The organism is Dyadobacter linearis (genome assembly GCF_907165045.1).
GTDB lineage: Bacteria > Bacteroidota > Bacteroidia > Cytophagales > Spirosomataceae > Dyadobacter > Dyadobacter linearis.
In genome coordinates this window covers 286,951-302,568 of record NZ_CAJRAU010000007.1, presented here as the reverse complement: position 1 = coordinate 302,568, position 15,618 = coordinate 286,951, and the positions used below count along the sequence as shown (strand labels likewise).

16 protein-coding genes are annotated in these 15,618 nt (G+C 46.5%); 10 read left to right on the top strand and 6 right to left on the bottom strand.

The window, feature by feature from the left end; genetic code table 11:
* Positions 1 to 14: 14 nt before the first annotated feature.
* Positions 15 to 176 (bottom strand): hypothetical protein, encoded by a 162-nt coding sequence (locus tag KOD92_RS22390; RefSeq protein WP_215235834.1) that lies wholly within the window; start codon positions 174 to 176, stop codon positions 15 to 17.
* A gap of 181 nt (positions 177 to 357) precedes the next feature.
* On the opposite strand from KOD92_RS22390, the gene KOD92_RS22385 reads away from it, so the two are divergent.
* Positions 358 to 579 (top strand): hypothetical protein, encoded by a 222-nt coding sequence (locus KOD92_RS22385; RefSeq protein WP_215235833.1) that lies wholly within the window; start codon positions 358 to 360, stop codon positions 577 to 579.
* Here the strand turns inward: KOD92_RS22385 and KOD92_RS22380 are convergent.
* On the bottom strand, positions 544 to 1,011 hold the full coding sequence (locus KOD92_RS22380; protein WP_215235832.1) for a response regulator: 468 nt from the start codon (positions 1,009 to 1,011) through the stop codon (positions 544 to 546). The two genes, KOD92_RS22385 and KOD92_RS22380, sit on opposite strands and share 36 nt — an antisense overlap.
* A 392-nt stretch (positions 1,012 to 1,403) precedes the next feature.
* Between KOD92_RS22380 and KOD92_RS22375 the strand changes: the two genes are divergently transcribed.
* The 7 genes from KOD92_RS22375 (at position 1,404) to KOD92_RS22345 (ending at position 8,827) form a co-directional block, all read left to right on the top strand.
* Positions 1,404 to 3,677, top strand: a complete 2,274-nt coding sequence (locus tag KOD92_RS22375) for an Rv1355c family protein (protein ID WP_215235831.1) — start codon at positions 1,404 to 1,406, stop codon at positions 3,675 to 3,677.
* A complete protein-coding gene (locus KOD92_RS22370) occupies positions 3,677 to 4,375 on the top strand; it encodes a hypothetical protein (RefSeq protein WP_215235830.1) in 699 nt (232 codons plus the stop codon). Before KOD92_RS22375 ends, KOD92_RS22370 begins: the two co-directional genes overlap by 1 nt.
* 1 nt (position 4,376) lies before the next feature.
* Positions 4,377 to 6,539 (top strand): sensor histidine kinase, encoded by a 2,163-nt coding sequence (locus KOD92_RS22365; RefSeq protein WP_215235829.1) that lies wholly within the window; start codon positions 4,377 to 4,379, stop codon positions 6,537 to 6,539.
* Positions 6,536 to 7,627, top strand: a complete 1,092-nt coding sequence (locus tag KOD92_RS22360; protein ID WP_215235828.1) for a sensor histidine kinase — start codon at positions 6,536 to 6,538, stop codon at positions 7,625 to 7,627. Before KOD92_RS22365 ends, KOD92_RS22360 begins: the two co-directional genes overlap by 4 nt.
* A gap of 13 nt (positions 7,628 to 7,640) precedes the next feature.
* The gene (locus KOD92_RS22355) at positions 7,641 to 8,030 is read left to right on the top strand and encodes a response regulator (RefSeq protein ID WP_215235827.1); all 390 of its coding nucleotides are present in this window, start codon (positions 7,641 to 7,643) and stop codon (positions 8,028 to 8,030) included.
* A 333-nt stretch (positions 8,031 to 8,363) separates the two neighbouring features.
* On the top strand, positions 8,364 to 8,552 hold the full coding sequence (locus KOD92_RS22350; RefSeq protein WP_215235826.1) for a hypothetical protein: 189 nt from the start codon (positions 8,364 to 8,366) through the stop codon (positions 8,550 to 8,552).
* Between the two features lie 128 nt (positions 8,553 to 8,680).
* Positions 8,681 to 8,827: a hypothetical protein gene (locus tag KOD92_RS22345; protein ID WP_215235825.1), complete on the top strand. Its 147-nt coding sequence runs from the start codon at positions 8,681 to 8,683 to the stop codon at positions 8,825 to 8,827.
* On the opposite strand, the gene KOD92_RS22340 is transcribed toward KOD92_RS22345, so the two are convergent.
* The 4 genes from KOD92_RS22340 to KOD92_RS22325 form a co-directional block, all read right to left on the bottom strand.
* Positions 8,828 to 9,529, bottom strand: a complete 702-nt coding sequence (locus KOD92_RS22340; protein WP_215235824.1) for an L-ribulose-5-phosphate 4-epimerase — start codon at positions 9,527 to 9,529, stop codon at positions 8,828 to 8,830.
* Positions 9,530 to 9,534: 5 nt separating this feature from the next.
* Positions 9,535 to 11,025 (bottom strand): L-arabinose isomerase, encoded by a 1,491-nt coding sequence (gene araA / locus KOD92_RS22335; RefSeq protein ID WP_215235823.1) that lies wholly within the window; start codon positions 11,023 to 11,025, stop codon positions 9,535 to 9,537.
* A 22-nt stretch (positions 11,026 to 11,047) separates the two neighbouring features.
* Positions 11,048 to 12,733, bottom strand: a complete 1,686-nt coding sequence (locus KOD92_RS22330) for a ribulokinase (RefSeq protein ID WP_215235822.1) — start codon at positions 12,731 to 12,733, stop codon at positions 11,048 to 11,050.
* Between the two features lie 297 nt (positions 12,734 to 13,030).
* A complete protein-coding gene (locus KOD92_RS22325; protein WP_215235821.1) occupies positions 13,031 to 13,732 on the bottom strand; it encodes an NUDIX hydrolase in 702 nt (233 codons plus the stop codon).
* Between the two features lie 141 nt (positions 13,733 to 13,873).
* Between KOD92_RS22325 and KOD92_RS22320 the strand changes: the two genes are divergently transcribed.
* Positions 13,874 to 14,458: an RNA polymerase sigma factor gene (locus KOD92_RS22320; protein WP_229254803.1), complete on the top strand. Its 585-nt coding sequence runs from the start codon at positions 13,874 to 13,876 to the stop codon at positions 14,456 to 14,458.
* Positions 14,459 to 14,530: 72 nt separating this feature from the next.
* Positions 14,531 to 15,547, top strand: coding sequence for a FecR family protein (locus tag KOD92_RS22315; protein ID WP_215235820.1), 1,017 nt, complete (start codon positions 14,531 to 14,533; stop codon positions 15,545 to 15,547).
* Positions 15,548 to 15,618 lie beyond the last annotated feature (71 nt).

Here is a 15,618-nt window from a genome sequence, read left to right as displayed (position 1 = left end):
GTTTCCCGGTCTTACTAGGATTGATGGTAAAAATACCCTTCTGTTTCGTTTTTTTTAGCAATTTCTCCGTCCTTTTTTTCCTTTCTCAACTTCCCGTCCATTTGTCTGGCGAGGGAATTCAGGTAAACAAATAAAATAACTCCGGATATCACGCCTATTGCGACAATTTTTTTCATGATTGAAAATGGTTTAGCTGGTAAAATGCGGCTTTGGATCAGTTTCCCAAGCACATTATTTATTCTTAAAAAAGGATACCAGCTAAGGGAGAGAACATCGAAGAAGCTGATTTTGAAGCAAAGTATAAGGTGCTGGTACGATTTTATATCAAACAGAGTCAACACGCTAACTTATCAGAAGATGGACATTATCATATTTTTCAAAGCAATAGGAAATCTGCTCTTCACGGCGATCCTGTTTTTCGCGATTCTCGTTACTTCGGCATTCTCGGTGCTTACTTACCTGCTTAAAGGTATGGTACCCGCTATGACCAATTTCAAAACGCTGCTTTTACCAAGGAGTGAAGATCGCCCGCGCCTGCTGCGCCTAGGAAAGAAGATTTTGTCTCAAAAGAAATTCTAACTGCCCGTTTACATCGAGTAACTTTTCGATCAGCTCTTTGTTTTCTTCCCGCAGGTGAAATATCTCGTATGCATTTTTAATGATAATACGTAGCTGCTGCTCGTCCCAGGGTTTATTGAGGTAATAGTAGATATGTCCCTTGTTGACCGCATCTATCACAGCAGAAATATCAGTGTACCCAGTGAGCAGGATCCGGACCGGATCAGTGTATTCTTTCAATACTTCAATCAGGAAATCTACCCCCGTCATTTCAGGCATGCGTTGATCGGTGATGATCACATGCACAATGTTGTGTTTCAACAATTCCAAACCCTCCCGGCCGGACGTGGCTATAAGTATATTAAAGTCTCTTCTGAAAGCTGCTTTGAACGAGTTGAGGTTATTGATCTCGTCGTCCACATAGAGTACGCTAATCTTCCCTTTAGTTTCCATTATCAAATTTAAACTTTGAGGTGGCTTGGTTGTAACTGCAAATATCGTAAGCTCAATGATAATATAAAGATAATTCTACATTCTTGAATCGAAATTCGGGTACGTAACCTCGGCAGACAATTGCAAACAAGCTGAGAGCAACTGGTTTACGGCATTATTCGTCAAATATTTTTGTAACCGTTCTTCAAATATTTTCAGCAGCGGTGCGTTGGTGGTAGTTTTACAAAAATAATTTCAGCAATTTGTAAATGTTTAAGCAACTGTTGCCAATACACTTTTTTACTGGTAGGGTTGGATAATCAAAATGGCGCACACTAAGATCAAGAACATTTTTGTAAAACTTAAAACAAGGAAAATGACTTTTCTCAGAGGCGCCCTCCGAAAATTACAACATGTACGCTGAGACGATCCTAAACACAATTTACCGCCCGGTATTCATTCCCAAAGAACAATATGCTGACCGGCAGAAATTTGATTTGTTGACAGGCGAATATCGCAATGCGCTCATTTTGAATTTGTTCGAATCTCAGTCGAAAGAGCTGATGAAGGTCAGAAATCCCCGGGAACGCTTATCCGACCAACAGCTCGACGAAAGGTACGCCGGGTGGACAGCCGAAAAAGACGCCGACCTCGAAGGCTGCTGGGTATATTATCCCTGGTCAAACCGCCTCCTGCACTTGCTGGATGAGGCCGATTTCATCGAACTCCGCACCGCCCGCAACCGGCACAAAATCACGTTGCAGGAACAAAACTCCCTATCAAAACGCCGGATTGGCATAATCGGGCTATCCGTTGGGCACTCCGTCGCATTGACACTCGCCACAGAAAGATCTTTCGGCTCCTTGCGGCTGGCCGATTTTGATACGCTGGAACTGAGTAACCTCAACAGGATCAGGACCGGAATTCACAACTGCGGCCTCAATAAAAGTGTGATCACCGCCCGGGAGATTGCAGAACTCGATCCGTTCCTTCACATTGAATGCTACACCGAAGGAATCACTACGGATAATCTGAATGATTTTTTGACCAAAGACGGTAAGCTGGACCTGCTGATCGACGAATGTGATGATATTGAGATCAAGATAAAATGCCGTGAAGCAGCCCGACCACTTGGTATCCCCGTGGTAATGGAGACCAGCGACAGGGGTTTACTCGATGTGGAAAGGTTTGATCTTCATAATGACCGGCCGATACTGCACGGCCTGCTGAGTGATATTCCCAAAGAAAGGCTGCAAAATATTTCCCCCGCGGACAGGGTCGGGCTTGTGATGCGGATTATTGATGTGTCGAAAGCTTCTCTCAGAGGCAGGGCGTCGCTGCTGGAAGTGGGGCAGTCGATCAGCACCTGGCCGCAGCTGGCCAGCGCAGTAACCCTGGGCGGCGGCGTAGTGGCCGACGTTTCAAGAAGGATCCTGCTGGATCAATTTACAGAATCGGGCAGGTATTATGTGGATCTGGAACAACTGGTGGGCAATACTGCCGGAAGTCCGGCTGAATCTGTTAGTATCCACACGGAGAAACCTTTCGATCTGGCAGCTGCGATTGCAACAGTGGATTCGCTTTCCGCAAGTCCTCCCGAAATCTTTCTTGACCCGGAACACATTAAACTAATCGTGGAAGCTGCATCTCATGCTCCTTCCTATGGTAATGTACAGCCCTGGAAATGGGTTTACCGAAATGGCCGGCTCCATCTTTTTCATGACAAAACACGCTCGCTGCCATTCCTATATTATAAAGACATTCTAGCGCATTTTGCACTTGGCGCTGCATTTCAGAATGTCGTGATCAAAAGTGCTGAGCTGGGATATCACGCAACAAGCCATATTTTTCCGGCAGATAACGAGCCGGACCTCGTGGTGACGATCGAATTTACCTCCCGGGAACCAGTCGATATTGCCTCTTCGCTTTCGCCATTTATACATATCCGTGCGACGGACAGATCAGCGGGAGAATCGCTGCAATTGACAGACACTGACCTGGACTACCTCGGACAAGCCGCTCACGGAATAATACACGGGCGGATTGACTTTATCCAGGATTCGGCCCATATTCGCACACTCGCAGAAGTTGTCGGTGCTTGTGACCTGGTGACTTTACTGCATGATGAGGGGCATGCTGACTTTTTCGGGAAGGTTATCAAAACGAATGAAGAGGCAAATGCAGAAAGTGAAAACAGCATTCCGCTGAGCACTTATACCTCCGATCCTGGCCTATTGACGGCCCTTTCGATTGTAAAAGACAAAAAGATTGCGGGGATTTTGAAAGATATTGACGGTGGAAATCTGGTGGCCGGACTGATCGGCCGCACGATCGCCACTTCCCCATGCATTGCCGCTATTTCTGTTACATCACCGGGACAGGAAGCATTTGATTCGGGAAGAATAGTTCAGGAAATCTGGCTGCGGGCTTTAAAGCTCGGACTAGCGGCAGAAATCCTTTATTCACCGGTGGTTCTTTTTGAGCGAATGAAAAACGGTGACGGACTCGACAATACAGATATGAACAAAATTCAACGTTTAGCGAATCATTTTTACAACACCCTGAAACTGCCGATCGAATCAGGCCCGGTTTTTCTTCTGAGAATACAAAAGTCTGCAACGATAGCTACTAAAACGAATCGCCTGACACTAGATAAAATATTGTTTATTGTAAATGACGAAATTTGATGGTAGCTAAAATACGAGCATTTAAATCTACCGAAGACAGTGAAACCTGCCTCAGATATATTGACGAGCACAGAAAAGTTTTAGAAGCTTACGGGGTAAAGCAGGTAACTTCCGCCAATCGCGATTGGCTGGAAGATGAAAATACATTCGTGATCATTGTGGAGTCGGAAGACGGCGGAAAGATCTACGGCGGCGCCCGGCTTCAGGTTCGGCAGGAAACACGCAAAATGCCGATGGAACACGCTATTGCAAAAAAGGATACGCGCATTTACAGCTATGTAGACGAACTGAAGGACGAGAAAATTGCGGAGCTTTGCGGCGCTTTCAACAGCAAGGAAGTTGCAGGATTCGGGATAGGAAGCGTTTTTCTGGGTCGGGTTGGTATTGCGCTTACTACCGGGCTTGATATTACAAGGCTGCTTGCATTATGTTCGCCGCCCACATTGCGACAGTGTCTCAGGCTCGGTTTCGAGGTGATCCGGACCTTGGGAAATAATGGTACGTTCTATTACCCTAAGGAAGGCCTGATAGCAACTGCGATCGTTGTGACTGACCTGGAACAATTGCCTCTTGCACATGAAGAAGAATTGAAGCATATTAAACGTTTAAGAAACAACCCCGTTCAATTCGCGGTTGAGCAGGGCCCGAAAGGTGAGATAGCTTTACATTATGATCTGAATATTAAAATAAAGGTATAATATGGTGAGACTGCTACTTGTACTTTTATTGATCGTATTCGCCGGAAAGAGTTCCGCTGAAACTGCGGACTATAAAAACGGCTCGCTGATCATTGGAAAATTCCTCGAAATTTATGAAGATACATCGGGCTCACTAACCCTCGACGAGGTCCGCAAGGTGCAGGGATTTGCCAAAAGCAAAGATGAAGTTCCCAATCTCGGATTGAGTCAATCCACTTTCTGGGTAAGGTTTTCTATCAAAAACAGTTCGGCAGCGGAAATGCTGTACCTGGAACTCGCCCAGCCTTCGATCCATTCCTGCGAGCTTTTTGAGATCAGCGAGAACGAAGTCCGCTCCGAAGCCTACACGAATACCGATCGTTTCAGCGATCGGCTCATCAAACACCAGAACCTCGTTTTCCGGCTCGGTTTGGGCCCCAACGAAGAGCATTCTTACTATCTGAGAGTAATAGGGTCAAATCAGGTCGTGCTGCCGCTACTTGTGCGCGACCGGGAGGTATTCTTTGAAACTGCCCAGATCGGCGAGACCATCAACGGCATTTTCTGTGGGATTATCGTGGTAATGGTGCTTTACAACGTATTTATCTACTTTTCCACGAGAGACAGAAGTTACCTCTTTTACGTACTTTACGTGCTTTCCATCGGATTGGCCCAAACCACACTTTCGGGATATGCATTCAAATACCTCTGGCCAAATGCGCCCGCCTTCAATTCAGTAGCAGCGATTTACTTCTCCGGTGTTGCGGGCGTGTCGGTGATGTACTTCCTTAAGCATTTCCTGCAGCTAAAAGAAAACTGGCCCCGTGCCACGATCATTATGCCGATTATCGTGGTGCTGTATTCTATATCCACGGTGCTGAATATGACAGGATTCCAGCTTTTGAGTTTCAGGGTGGTGGATTTTACAGGCGCTTTCGGGGCGCTTTGCTGTCTTGTGATCAGTATTAAGTTATCCAGAGAAAATTACCGCCCGGCCAAGCTTTTCCTTTTGGGCTGGTCTATATTTCTGCTCGGCCTTTTCCTATTTATTCTCCGCAATGTAAACGTGCTGCCGTATAATGTATTTACGACTTACACCATGCAGTTCGGTTCCATTATGGAAGTTGTATTACTGTCAATAGCACTTGCAGACAAGATCAATATTTTCAAGAGAGAAAGGGAAGAGTCGCAGGCGCAGGCGCTCCGGATCTCGATGGAAAATGAAAAGATCATCATGGAACAGAATGTATTCCTGGAAAAAAGCGTGAACGAACGTACAGCCGAGCTTCAATTCGCCAACCAGGACCTGAATATGGCATTAACCCGCCTCAAAGATGCGCAAACGCAGCTCATCGATTCCGAGAAAATGGCTTCATTAGGTCAGCTTACCGCCGGCATTGCGCACGAGATCAATAACCCGATCAATTTTGTAAGCTCTAATATCAAGCCCCTGAGAAGGGATATTGACGATGTACTTGAAATCCTCGATTCCTACGAAAATATTCAAAACGTGGAGTCTCTTGAGGATTTGCAAATTAAAATGAGCGAAATTGAGCAATTGAAAGCAGAACTTGAGCTGGACTACATTAAAACTGAGCTCGACACGCTTTTAAAGGGTATGGAGGATGGGGCGAACAGAACTGTCGAAATCGTGAAGGGATTAAAGATCTTTTCGCGGATCGACGAGCTGGACCTGAATATCGTCAATATCAACGAAGGCATAGAATCGACTTTGATCATCCTGAATTATCAGATGGGCAATGCGATTCAGCTGGTTAAAGATCTGGGCAATCTGCCAAGTATCGAATGTTACGCAGGCAAGCTAAATCAGGTATTTATGAATATACTGACTAATTCAATCTACGCTTTGCTCAAAGACAAGCAAGAAGATAAGACCCCGACAATATGGGTAAAAACGTGGCTAAGCGACCCTGACAACATTTCTATCTCCATGCGCGATAATGGACCTGGAATGACGCAGGAAGTCAAAAACAAGATATTCGAGCCCTTTTTTACGACCAAGCAAGTAGGCGACGGAACGGGCCTTGGCCTCTCGATCGTCTTCAAAATCATAGAAGTCCATAGCGGTTCTATCCAGGTTAATACCGAGGTAGGCGAGGGAACAGAATTTTTAATTACGCTTCCAGTTAAAAGAAAAGTAAGCCCTATCCCTGAATTTCGATGAATGAAAAACCAATAACTATTCTTTATATCGACGACGAGGAGCATAACCTGCATTCGTTCAAGGCTTCTTTCAGAAAGCAATACGACATCACGATCACGGCGTCTGTCGTCGAGGCAGAAGAGATATTGGAGAAAAAAGATTTTTGCATTATCCTGGCCGACCAGCGTATGCCGGTGATGTCGGGCGTTCAGTTTTTTGAAAAGATCAGATTAAAATTCCCAAAACCTATCCGCATCCTGATCACCGGGCATACAGATATCGGCGCGGCGATCGATGCGATCAACAAAGGAGAGGTTTTCAGGTTTATCGACAAACCCTGGGATTATAAGTATGTTGAAACTGCGATTTCAAATGCATACGAGATATACAAAACCCGGGAAGACCTGAAACAGCGCAACAGCGAACTGCAAAAGGCAAATGAAGAGCTGGACAAATTTGTATACAGCGCCTCCCACGATCTTCGGGCACCGCTTATGTCGGTTCTGGGCATTGTGAACCTGGCTTTGCTGGAAGAAGATGTTCAGTCGCAGAATGAGTACCTGGAACTGATCCGCCAATCGGTCAAAAAGCTGGATACTTTCATTATCAATATCATTGACTATTATAAAAACGCGCGCGGCGTGCCGGTGGTCACAGATATCAGTTTTGACGAACTGGTAACGGAAGTACAAGCCACTATTCAATACCTGCCCGAATACGGTAACCTGAAAATGACCACGGATATTGACCAGTCAGGCAACTTCCAGTCTGATGTGATGAAGCTCAGGATCATTTTTAATAACCTAATTAATAATGCGATCAAATTTCAGGACAAATCCAAGCCCGACCCCTACGTGCACTTAACGGTGCGATCTACCCCTACCGAAGCCAGGATCACTGTGGCAGATAATGGTTTGGGTATTAAGGAATCGGATCAGGATAAGATCTTCCGGATGTTTTACCGCGCCGGCGCCACCAATAGCGGGTCCGGAATTGGATTGTATATTGTGCATGAAGCAATTTCCAAATTGGAAGGTCAGATCAGTGTCAGTTCCAAGATTGGTGAGGGCAGCGTTTTTGAAATCAATATTCCCTCAATAAGAAAATAAACTACGGTCGCTCATGAAGCCTCTTCTACACTTCTGTTTGATAGACGACAGCGCCTTCGATCTATTCATTTACGAAAAGTTGCTCATCAAGAGCGGGATAACCGATACTGTCAAAACCTTCAATTCTGCGCGGGAAGCGCTAAAACACCTGCTCACCGAGGGTTCTGTACTTCCTGAAACGATCATTTTACTCGACCTGCAAATGCCCGATATGAACGGGTTTGAGTTTGTGGACGAATACGCAAATCTGCCCGGGTTCCTGAGAGAAAAAGTCAAGATATTCATGCTCTCCTCGACCATCGACACACGCGATATCGAAAAAGCGAAGGCCAGCCCGCACATCATCGATTTGCTTCCAAAACCCCTGGAAGTCAGCTATTTAAAAAACAGATTATCGCTTTGATTTCTCCCATTACCCTACCCTGCGTCTCCCCTCCCAAACTTGCTGATCAGGCATACTTTTATTGATTCTTTCACAGCTCCCAACCCAGCTGTGCACGAGAACAAACTTTTTGCTCCCCTCCCCGATTTACACAATCTGTCCCATTTTGTAACAATATTCCAATTTTAGGAAGCTTTTTTTAAATAAACTTGTGGATACAAATACCCGTTTATGTAATTAAAAAAATTTAAAATATAAATTTTTGCATTTCGTAAAAAGCATCCGGTGTTTGGGAACATGTTTGTTGGAACCCTCTGAACAATCTTTGTAAACCTAAACATTCACCGATTTTCAATGAAAACTGACAGCAAGACCCTTTCAGAAATTTTAAAGTTGCATGCTGAATACGTGAGAGAAGTGGAGTTCAGCGGTATTAAACCTTTATCAATAGAAATTTACAAGACCAATTCCAACAACTTTGTTCGCTGGATCAAAGATGAATTTAATCCGGGCAGCAAGCTGCGTAAGGAAGCAATTGGTTAAGGTCAATTCATACTCAACGTTTAGAAAATACCGCTGCCGGATGTATCTACATCCGGCAGTTTTTTTATAGGCGATTGTTTGGTAAGTTTGATTATCAGATATTCAAAACAATAATCAGCGGATCCACTATGTTTTTTGCCCTGTATAATATGATCAAAGGCCGGTTCACGAAAGAGGCGATCGAAGAGGCCAAGTCCAATAATAAAGGAATTTCGAGAGAGGAAGCTTTGCGTCAGATGCGGAAAATCGCCAGTCAGCGGATGGATAAAAAATAACTACTCCTGCCCGTAATAGGCATTTTTTCCATGTTTCCTGAAATAATGCTTATCGATCAGGCTTTGTTTGATGGTGCCTGCCGAAGGATTTATCTGTAAAGTCAGATAAGCCATTCTGGCGATTTCTTCCAGGACCACAGAGTTGTATATAGCTTTCGCCGGATCTTTGCCCCAGGTAAATGGTCCGTGGCAGGCGACCAGCACCATTTCCACTTCTTCATAGCTCAGTCCCTGTGCTGCAAAAAGATCCAGAATCTGATTGCCCGTTTCGAGCTCGTAATTTCCCTCTATCATTTCATCCGACATTACTTCTGTAACGGGTATAGCCGCCGTAAGATGGTCCGCGTGGGTGGTACCCAGGTTGGGAATCGGCCGGATCGCCTGCGCCCACGCCACAGCATAAGTAGAATGCGTATGACAAACCCCGCCGATGGAAGGAAAGCTTTTATAAAGCAAGGTATGCGTTTTAGTATCCGAAGACGGCCGCATGGATCCTTCAATTACCACATTATCGAGATCCACTACTACAATATCCTCCGGCCGCAGTCGGTGATAAGGAATGCCGCTTGGCTTGATAGCCACAGCGCCCGCCGCCCGGTCGATCCCGCTTACGTTACCGAATGTAACGATCGCCAGTTCTTCCTTCGGAATCTCCATATTGGCCTCGTAAACCTGCTCTTTCAGGTATTTATATTTCGACATATTAGTTACTTATAAAATCCCTCACTCCACCGCAACTCGTTTTTCAACTGTCTTAGCGTTGTATTTTTATCAATCACAACCAGCTCCACACCCGCCATTTCAGCGAAAGTTTCAATATGGTCTACTGTCAGATTTTGACTGTAAACAGTATGGTGCGCACCGCCGGCGTAAATCCAGGCTGCACAACCTGTCTGCATATCTGGCTGCGGCTTCCATAGCGCCCTGGCAACAGGCAATTTCGGCAGTTTCTCAGTTACCTCCACGGCGTCTACCTCATTCACAATGATCCGGAAACGATTTCCAAGATCCACCAGAGACACGTTTATTGCAGGCCCGGCGGGCGCGTCAAATACCAGGCGCACCGGATCTTCCTTGCCTCCTATTCCCAATGCGTGGATTTCGCAGGAAGGTTTTCCGGCAGCAATACTCGGGCATATTTCGAGCATGTGCGAGCCCAATACCAGGCTGTTTTGCGGGTCGAAATGATAGGTATAGTCTTCCATAAACGAATTTCCGCCTTCCAGTCCGCTGGCCATTACTTTTAATGCGCGCACCATCGCCGACGTTTTCCAATCGCCTTCGCCTGCATACCCGTAACCCGCCGCCATCATCCGCTGCGAGCCGATTCCCGGCAGCTGCTTCATCCCGTGCAGATCTTCAAACGTATTGGTATATCCCTTGAAATTTCCATCCTGCAAAAAGTACTTCATCCCAAGCTCAATTCGGGCGGCATCACGAAGCGACGAATGCCTTCCGGCCCCGTTTCTAAGCGTTTCTGCGACTTCATAGGCTGCGCTATATTCTTCCACCAGCCTGTCTACGTCGGAGTCCGAAACCTGGTTGATCACCTGAACCAGGTCACCTACCGCGTGGGTATTGACCGAAAATCCAAAAGTCATTTCTGCGGCTACCTTATCTCCGTCGGTAACTGCCACCTGACGCATATTATCACCAAACCTGACAAATTTCGCTCCCTGCAAATCGTGGCGTGCCGCAGCAACCCTGGCCCATTGGCCGATTTGTTCCTGCACTTGCTCCTGCTGCCAATGCCCCACAACTACCTTCCGGTTGAGCCGCATTCTGGTCATCATAAACCCAAATTCCCGGTCGCCATGGGCAGACTGGTTGAGGTTCATAAAATCCATATCAATGCTGGCCCACGGGATATCGCGGTTGAATTGGGTATGCAAATGCAGCAAAGGTTTTTGCAGGATCTGCAAGCCCCTGATCCACATTTTTGCAGGAGAAAAAGTGTGCATCCAGGCCACGATTCCAATGCAATTTTGTTTGCTGTTCGCTTCCTGGATAATCTGGAAAATCTCTTCTGAAGACTTTACGACCGGCTTAAAAACGACCCGGACAGGTATTTGGGAAGAACTGTCCAGCGAACCGGCAATAGCAAGTGAATGCTCATCGACCTGGCGCAACGTTTCTTCTCCGTACAAATGCTGGCTTCCGGTGATAAACCAGATCTCAAACTGTTTTAAATCTAGCATTGGGATTAATTAAAAGAATGTTTTAATAAGTATCAGCAACTGGTATGATAACAGCTGGCTCTGATTTTTTGAGAAATTCATTTTCCAGGAATGCACCGGAAACAAGGTATTTCTGGTAAAGCTGCTCGTAAACCTGCGCCTCTTTCTGGCGCGGCTGATATACTGCATCAAAGCCTGAGTTCATCGCCTGCTGCGCCTCGGGTAATGTAGCGTAAATGCCCGACGCAACCGCTGCAAACATGGCCGCTCCCAATGCACAAGCCTGCTCGGACGCAGCTACTTTGATAGGCATATTCAGCACGTCGGCGAGTGTTTGCATTACAAATGCAGACTTCTTAGCCACGCCGCCAATCGCGATCACATCGTTGATCGGTACTCCTTCGTTCCGGAAACGCTCGACGATACTTTTGGATCCGAATGCGGTTGATTCCACCAGCGCTTTGAATATTTTGGGACTGTCACTCGCGAGGTTAAGGCCCAGAATTCCACCTTTCAATGTATGTTTAGCGTCGGGTGTACGCCGGCCATTCAGCCAGTCCACCGCGATGAGATCTGTCTCTTTTACAGGCAATTTTCCAGCTTGCTCAGCCAGGTGCGGTATTAGTTTGGCTGCTATTTCTTTTGCAGCTTCTTCGCCAAGCAATGTTCGTACCGGCTCCACAACAAGCTTTCCGAACCAGGCATAAATATCTCCGAAAGCCGATTGCCCCGCCTCCATTCCAAGCATTCCCGGAATTATGGAACCGTCGACCTGCCCGCAAATTCCTTTGATCAGCAGGTGACCGACTTCCTCATTCGGCGCGATCAGCATATCGCAGGTTGAAGTACCAATCACTTTGCATAATGAATAAGGTTCGATCAATGCACCCACAGCGCCCATGTGCGCATCGAAAGCGCCTACTCCGATCACAGTGTCCGCCGGAATACCGAACTTTTGGGCCCATTTATCCGAGATCGTGCCCATTGGTTTGTCGGAAGTTTCGGTCGTATCGAACAAGCGGTCGCGCAAACCGTCGAGTAGCGGATCGAGCTTTTTCAAGAAATCATTGGAAGGCAACCCATCGAAATCCTGATGCCAGAGCGCCTTGTGCCCAGCCGCGCAGCGTGATCTTTTCAGTTTTAAAGGATCGGTATCACCCGTCAGCTCAGCCGAAACCCAGTCGCAATGCTCGACCCAGGAAAATGCTTTTTCGCGCACTTCCGGATCTGCGCGCAGGGTACGCAGTATTTTTGCCCAAAACCACTCAGAAGAATAGATACCGCCTACGAACCGGATATAGTTTTCAGGCCAGGAATCGGCGAGGCGGTTGATCTCCTCAGCTTCTGCATTGGCAGTATGATCTTTCCATAAAATGAACATTCCGTTCGGATTTTCGGCCATTTCAGGCAGCAGCGCGAGCGGCGTGCCGTTTTTGTCAACCGCTACCGGAGTGGAACCGGTGGTATCTACCGAAATTCCGCGCACCAGATTCCTGGCTTCGAAAGGTGCATTGTCCAGCGCTTGGATCACTGCCCTTTCCATACTTTCCAGGTAGTCGAGCGGGTGCTGGCGAAACTGGGATTGCGAGGCGTCGCAGTATTTCCCCTGCTTCCAGCGTTCATATTCCTGCACAGCGGTACCTGCCTGTTCGCCGGTGTGCGCATTCACCACCAATGCCCGCACCGAGTCGGTCCCGAAATCAATTCCAATTACATAATCTTGCTTCATCTGAATAGGTTTAGGATAGTTTACCGGCTGACTTTTATTTCAATTATCGACTACCAAATATAATTAAATTTGTTTCTGGTGTAAAATTGACACAATTTATTAATGATTGAATGATTGAATGATCGAATGAATGAATGGAGTTTCGAATGAATGAATAATTGTGTAATTCTTTATAGCTCTTAATCACAACAGAAACTCAATAACACTAATCAATTATTCGGTCATTCAATCATTCAGTCATTCAATCATTCACTATCTCATTCAATCATTCAATCATTCAATCATTCAATCATTCCTTCATTCCTTCATCGAATCGGGCATAAAATTCCAGAAGGAATGGAAATTGGCTTTATACTTCTCGGTGTCCAGCTTGTAGAGCGTCGCCTTTTTCGTTGCGCCGTTGTTATTTTTATCGCCCGTATCGATCAGTAAGCCGGTTGAAAGCAGCTTCCTGCTGAAATTTCGCCGGTCGATGGGGATATTATAAATCGCTTCGTAGAGTTTTTGAAGTTGCGGGATCGTAAAACGTTCGGGCAGCAGCTCGAAGCCGATCGGGTGAAGTGCTGCATTGTATTTCAAATGTTCGATAGCGCGCGCAACCATTTCTTCGTGGTCGAATATCAGCTTCGGCCGCGCGTCCAGGGCTATCCAGGATGCATTGTGGCTTCGCACAGCTTCGGAATCGTGCGCGTCAATTTTGATCAGTGCAGAAAAAACCACCGAGACAGTCCGCTCGCCGGGATCGCGCCTGGCTTTACCGAACGTTTCCAGTTGCTCCACATAAATATTTTTCAGGCCGGTCAGGTTATAAAGTATCCTGGCAGCACCGTCGGAAAGATCCTCGTCCTCATTCACAAAACCGCCCATCAGCGACCATTTTCCCTTCTCCGGCTCAAAATTCCTTTTGATCAGCAATAGCTTGATTTCCTTGCCATCGAAACCAAAAATGATGCAGTCGATCGCCACGAGAATGCGTGCAGCCTGTGGGTAGTTTTTCAAGTGATGTTAATTTTATATTAAGAAAGTAAAAAAAAGAAAGAGAATACTTAATCTGGACAAAGACCCCTGAACAAATTTAATTGCGAATTTTGTAAACCCTTCCGACCACGTTAAAGTCAGATTTCACAGGCCATCTTCATTATGAACTACATATACGACAACTGTTCCGATGAAAATATCCTTACGCTGATCCGTGAGCAGCACGATGAGCTGGCATTTGAAGCGCTTTACAATCGCTATTTCAAGTCGCTTTTTAATTATGCTTACAGTAAAGTTCACGATCAATTTGCGGCTCAGGAGATTATTCAGGAGCTTTTTGTGAACCTTTGGCAGCAACGCGATCGCATGCATGCCGATTGCTGCAAGTCACTGCTGTTCACGATCGCCAAAAGGCAGGTTATTTCATTTTACAGAAAAGAACTTACCCGCCGCCGCCATTACGACCAGTGGACTATCCACCAGCCCGGCCACGAGGAAACCGCCGACCAGTCTGCATTGGTCTCCGATCTGGAACTTCGTTACCAGTCGGGACTACATTTGCTGCCGCCTAAATGCCAGGAAGTATTCATCCTGAGCCGCCAGGGGTTTGCCAATAAAAATATCGCAGAACAGCTTTCTATCTCGGAAAAGACTGTGGAACAGCACATTACCAAAGCTTTGCGAGTACTGAAAGCGCATTTGAAAGAGCACATGATCTACGCTTTAATACTTTCTCTGATCTTCTGAAAATAAATTGAGCGACCGGCTAAGGGTCGCTGCTCCGGCGCGCGACTTCCTGGTATAACCATTATTAGGAAGATGACCCCTCAGATCCCCCCTTCGCTGCTTCAAAAATATTTGCTGGACCAATGCACCGAAGAAGAAAAGGCGCAGGTGGAAGCGTGGTACGAATCGCTGCAAGGGGAATCTGCATTTCTTGACCAGCTGCCCGACTCGGATGTGGGAGAGATCAGGAACAATACATTTTCTGAAATAAAGAATCAACTGGATTTTGAGGAAGAGAAACCGGCGCTTTCGTACAGCTGGCGCTGGCTGACCAGCATTGCGGCCTCGGTACTGCTCGCTGCGGGCATTTACTTTTTTTATAATGTCAAAAATCAGGCAAAAGAACAGAAAATTGCTGCGCAGCAAATCCAGAACAAATCTGTCGAACTGATCACTTTCAGAAACGAGGCGACGCGGATCGTGATCCACCAGCTTCCCGATCAAAGTTCAGTGGCAATGCATCCGGATGCAGTTATTATTTATCCGAAAGCATTTGATACAAACCAGCGGGCTGTCCATTTTTCAGGAGAAGGTTTTTTTGATATTCAAAAAGATCCTGCCCGCCCGTTCCTGATCGAAAGCGGCGAGCTGGCGATCCGGGTATTGGGTACGAGCTTTAATGTAAAAGCGCCCGTCAGCAAAAAAATGTTTCAGGTGGATGTGGTCACAGGCAGTGTGGAAGTATCCGCCCGGGATAAGGTCGGTGCGGCGCAGCAGGTGATCTTGAAGCCTAAAGAGCAGGCTTTGTTTGAAACGGGTTCGCGAAAACTGACTGCCCGTGTAATCGTTCCGCAAGCCAGAAAGCCCATTTATGAACCGGTAACCATTGTTTTTGAAGAAACTCCGATGATCAAAGTGATCGAGCAGCTTGAAAAACGGTTCGATGTCAATATTTCATTTTCCAACCCGGGCATCGCCCAGTGCAGCGTCACCGCCAACTTTGAATCACATCCTCTGAACAGCATTCTTGAAATGCTCTGTACCACTTTGGAGGCCAGTTATTCCTTGTCCGGCGATACGATCACGATCAGCGGCGCGCCCTGTGAATAATCCAATCTGTCAGCTATGAACATCCACTCAGTACCACCATGAAAAAACCGGAGGTGTACCACCACCCCCGG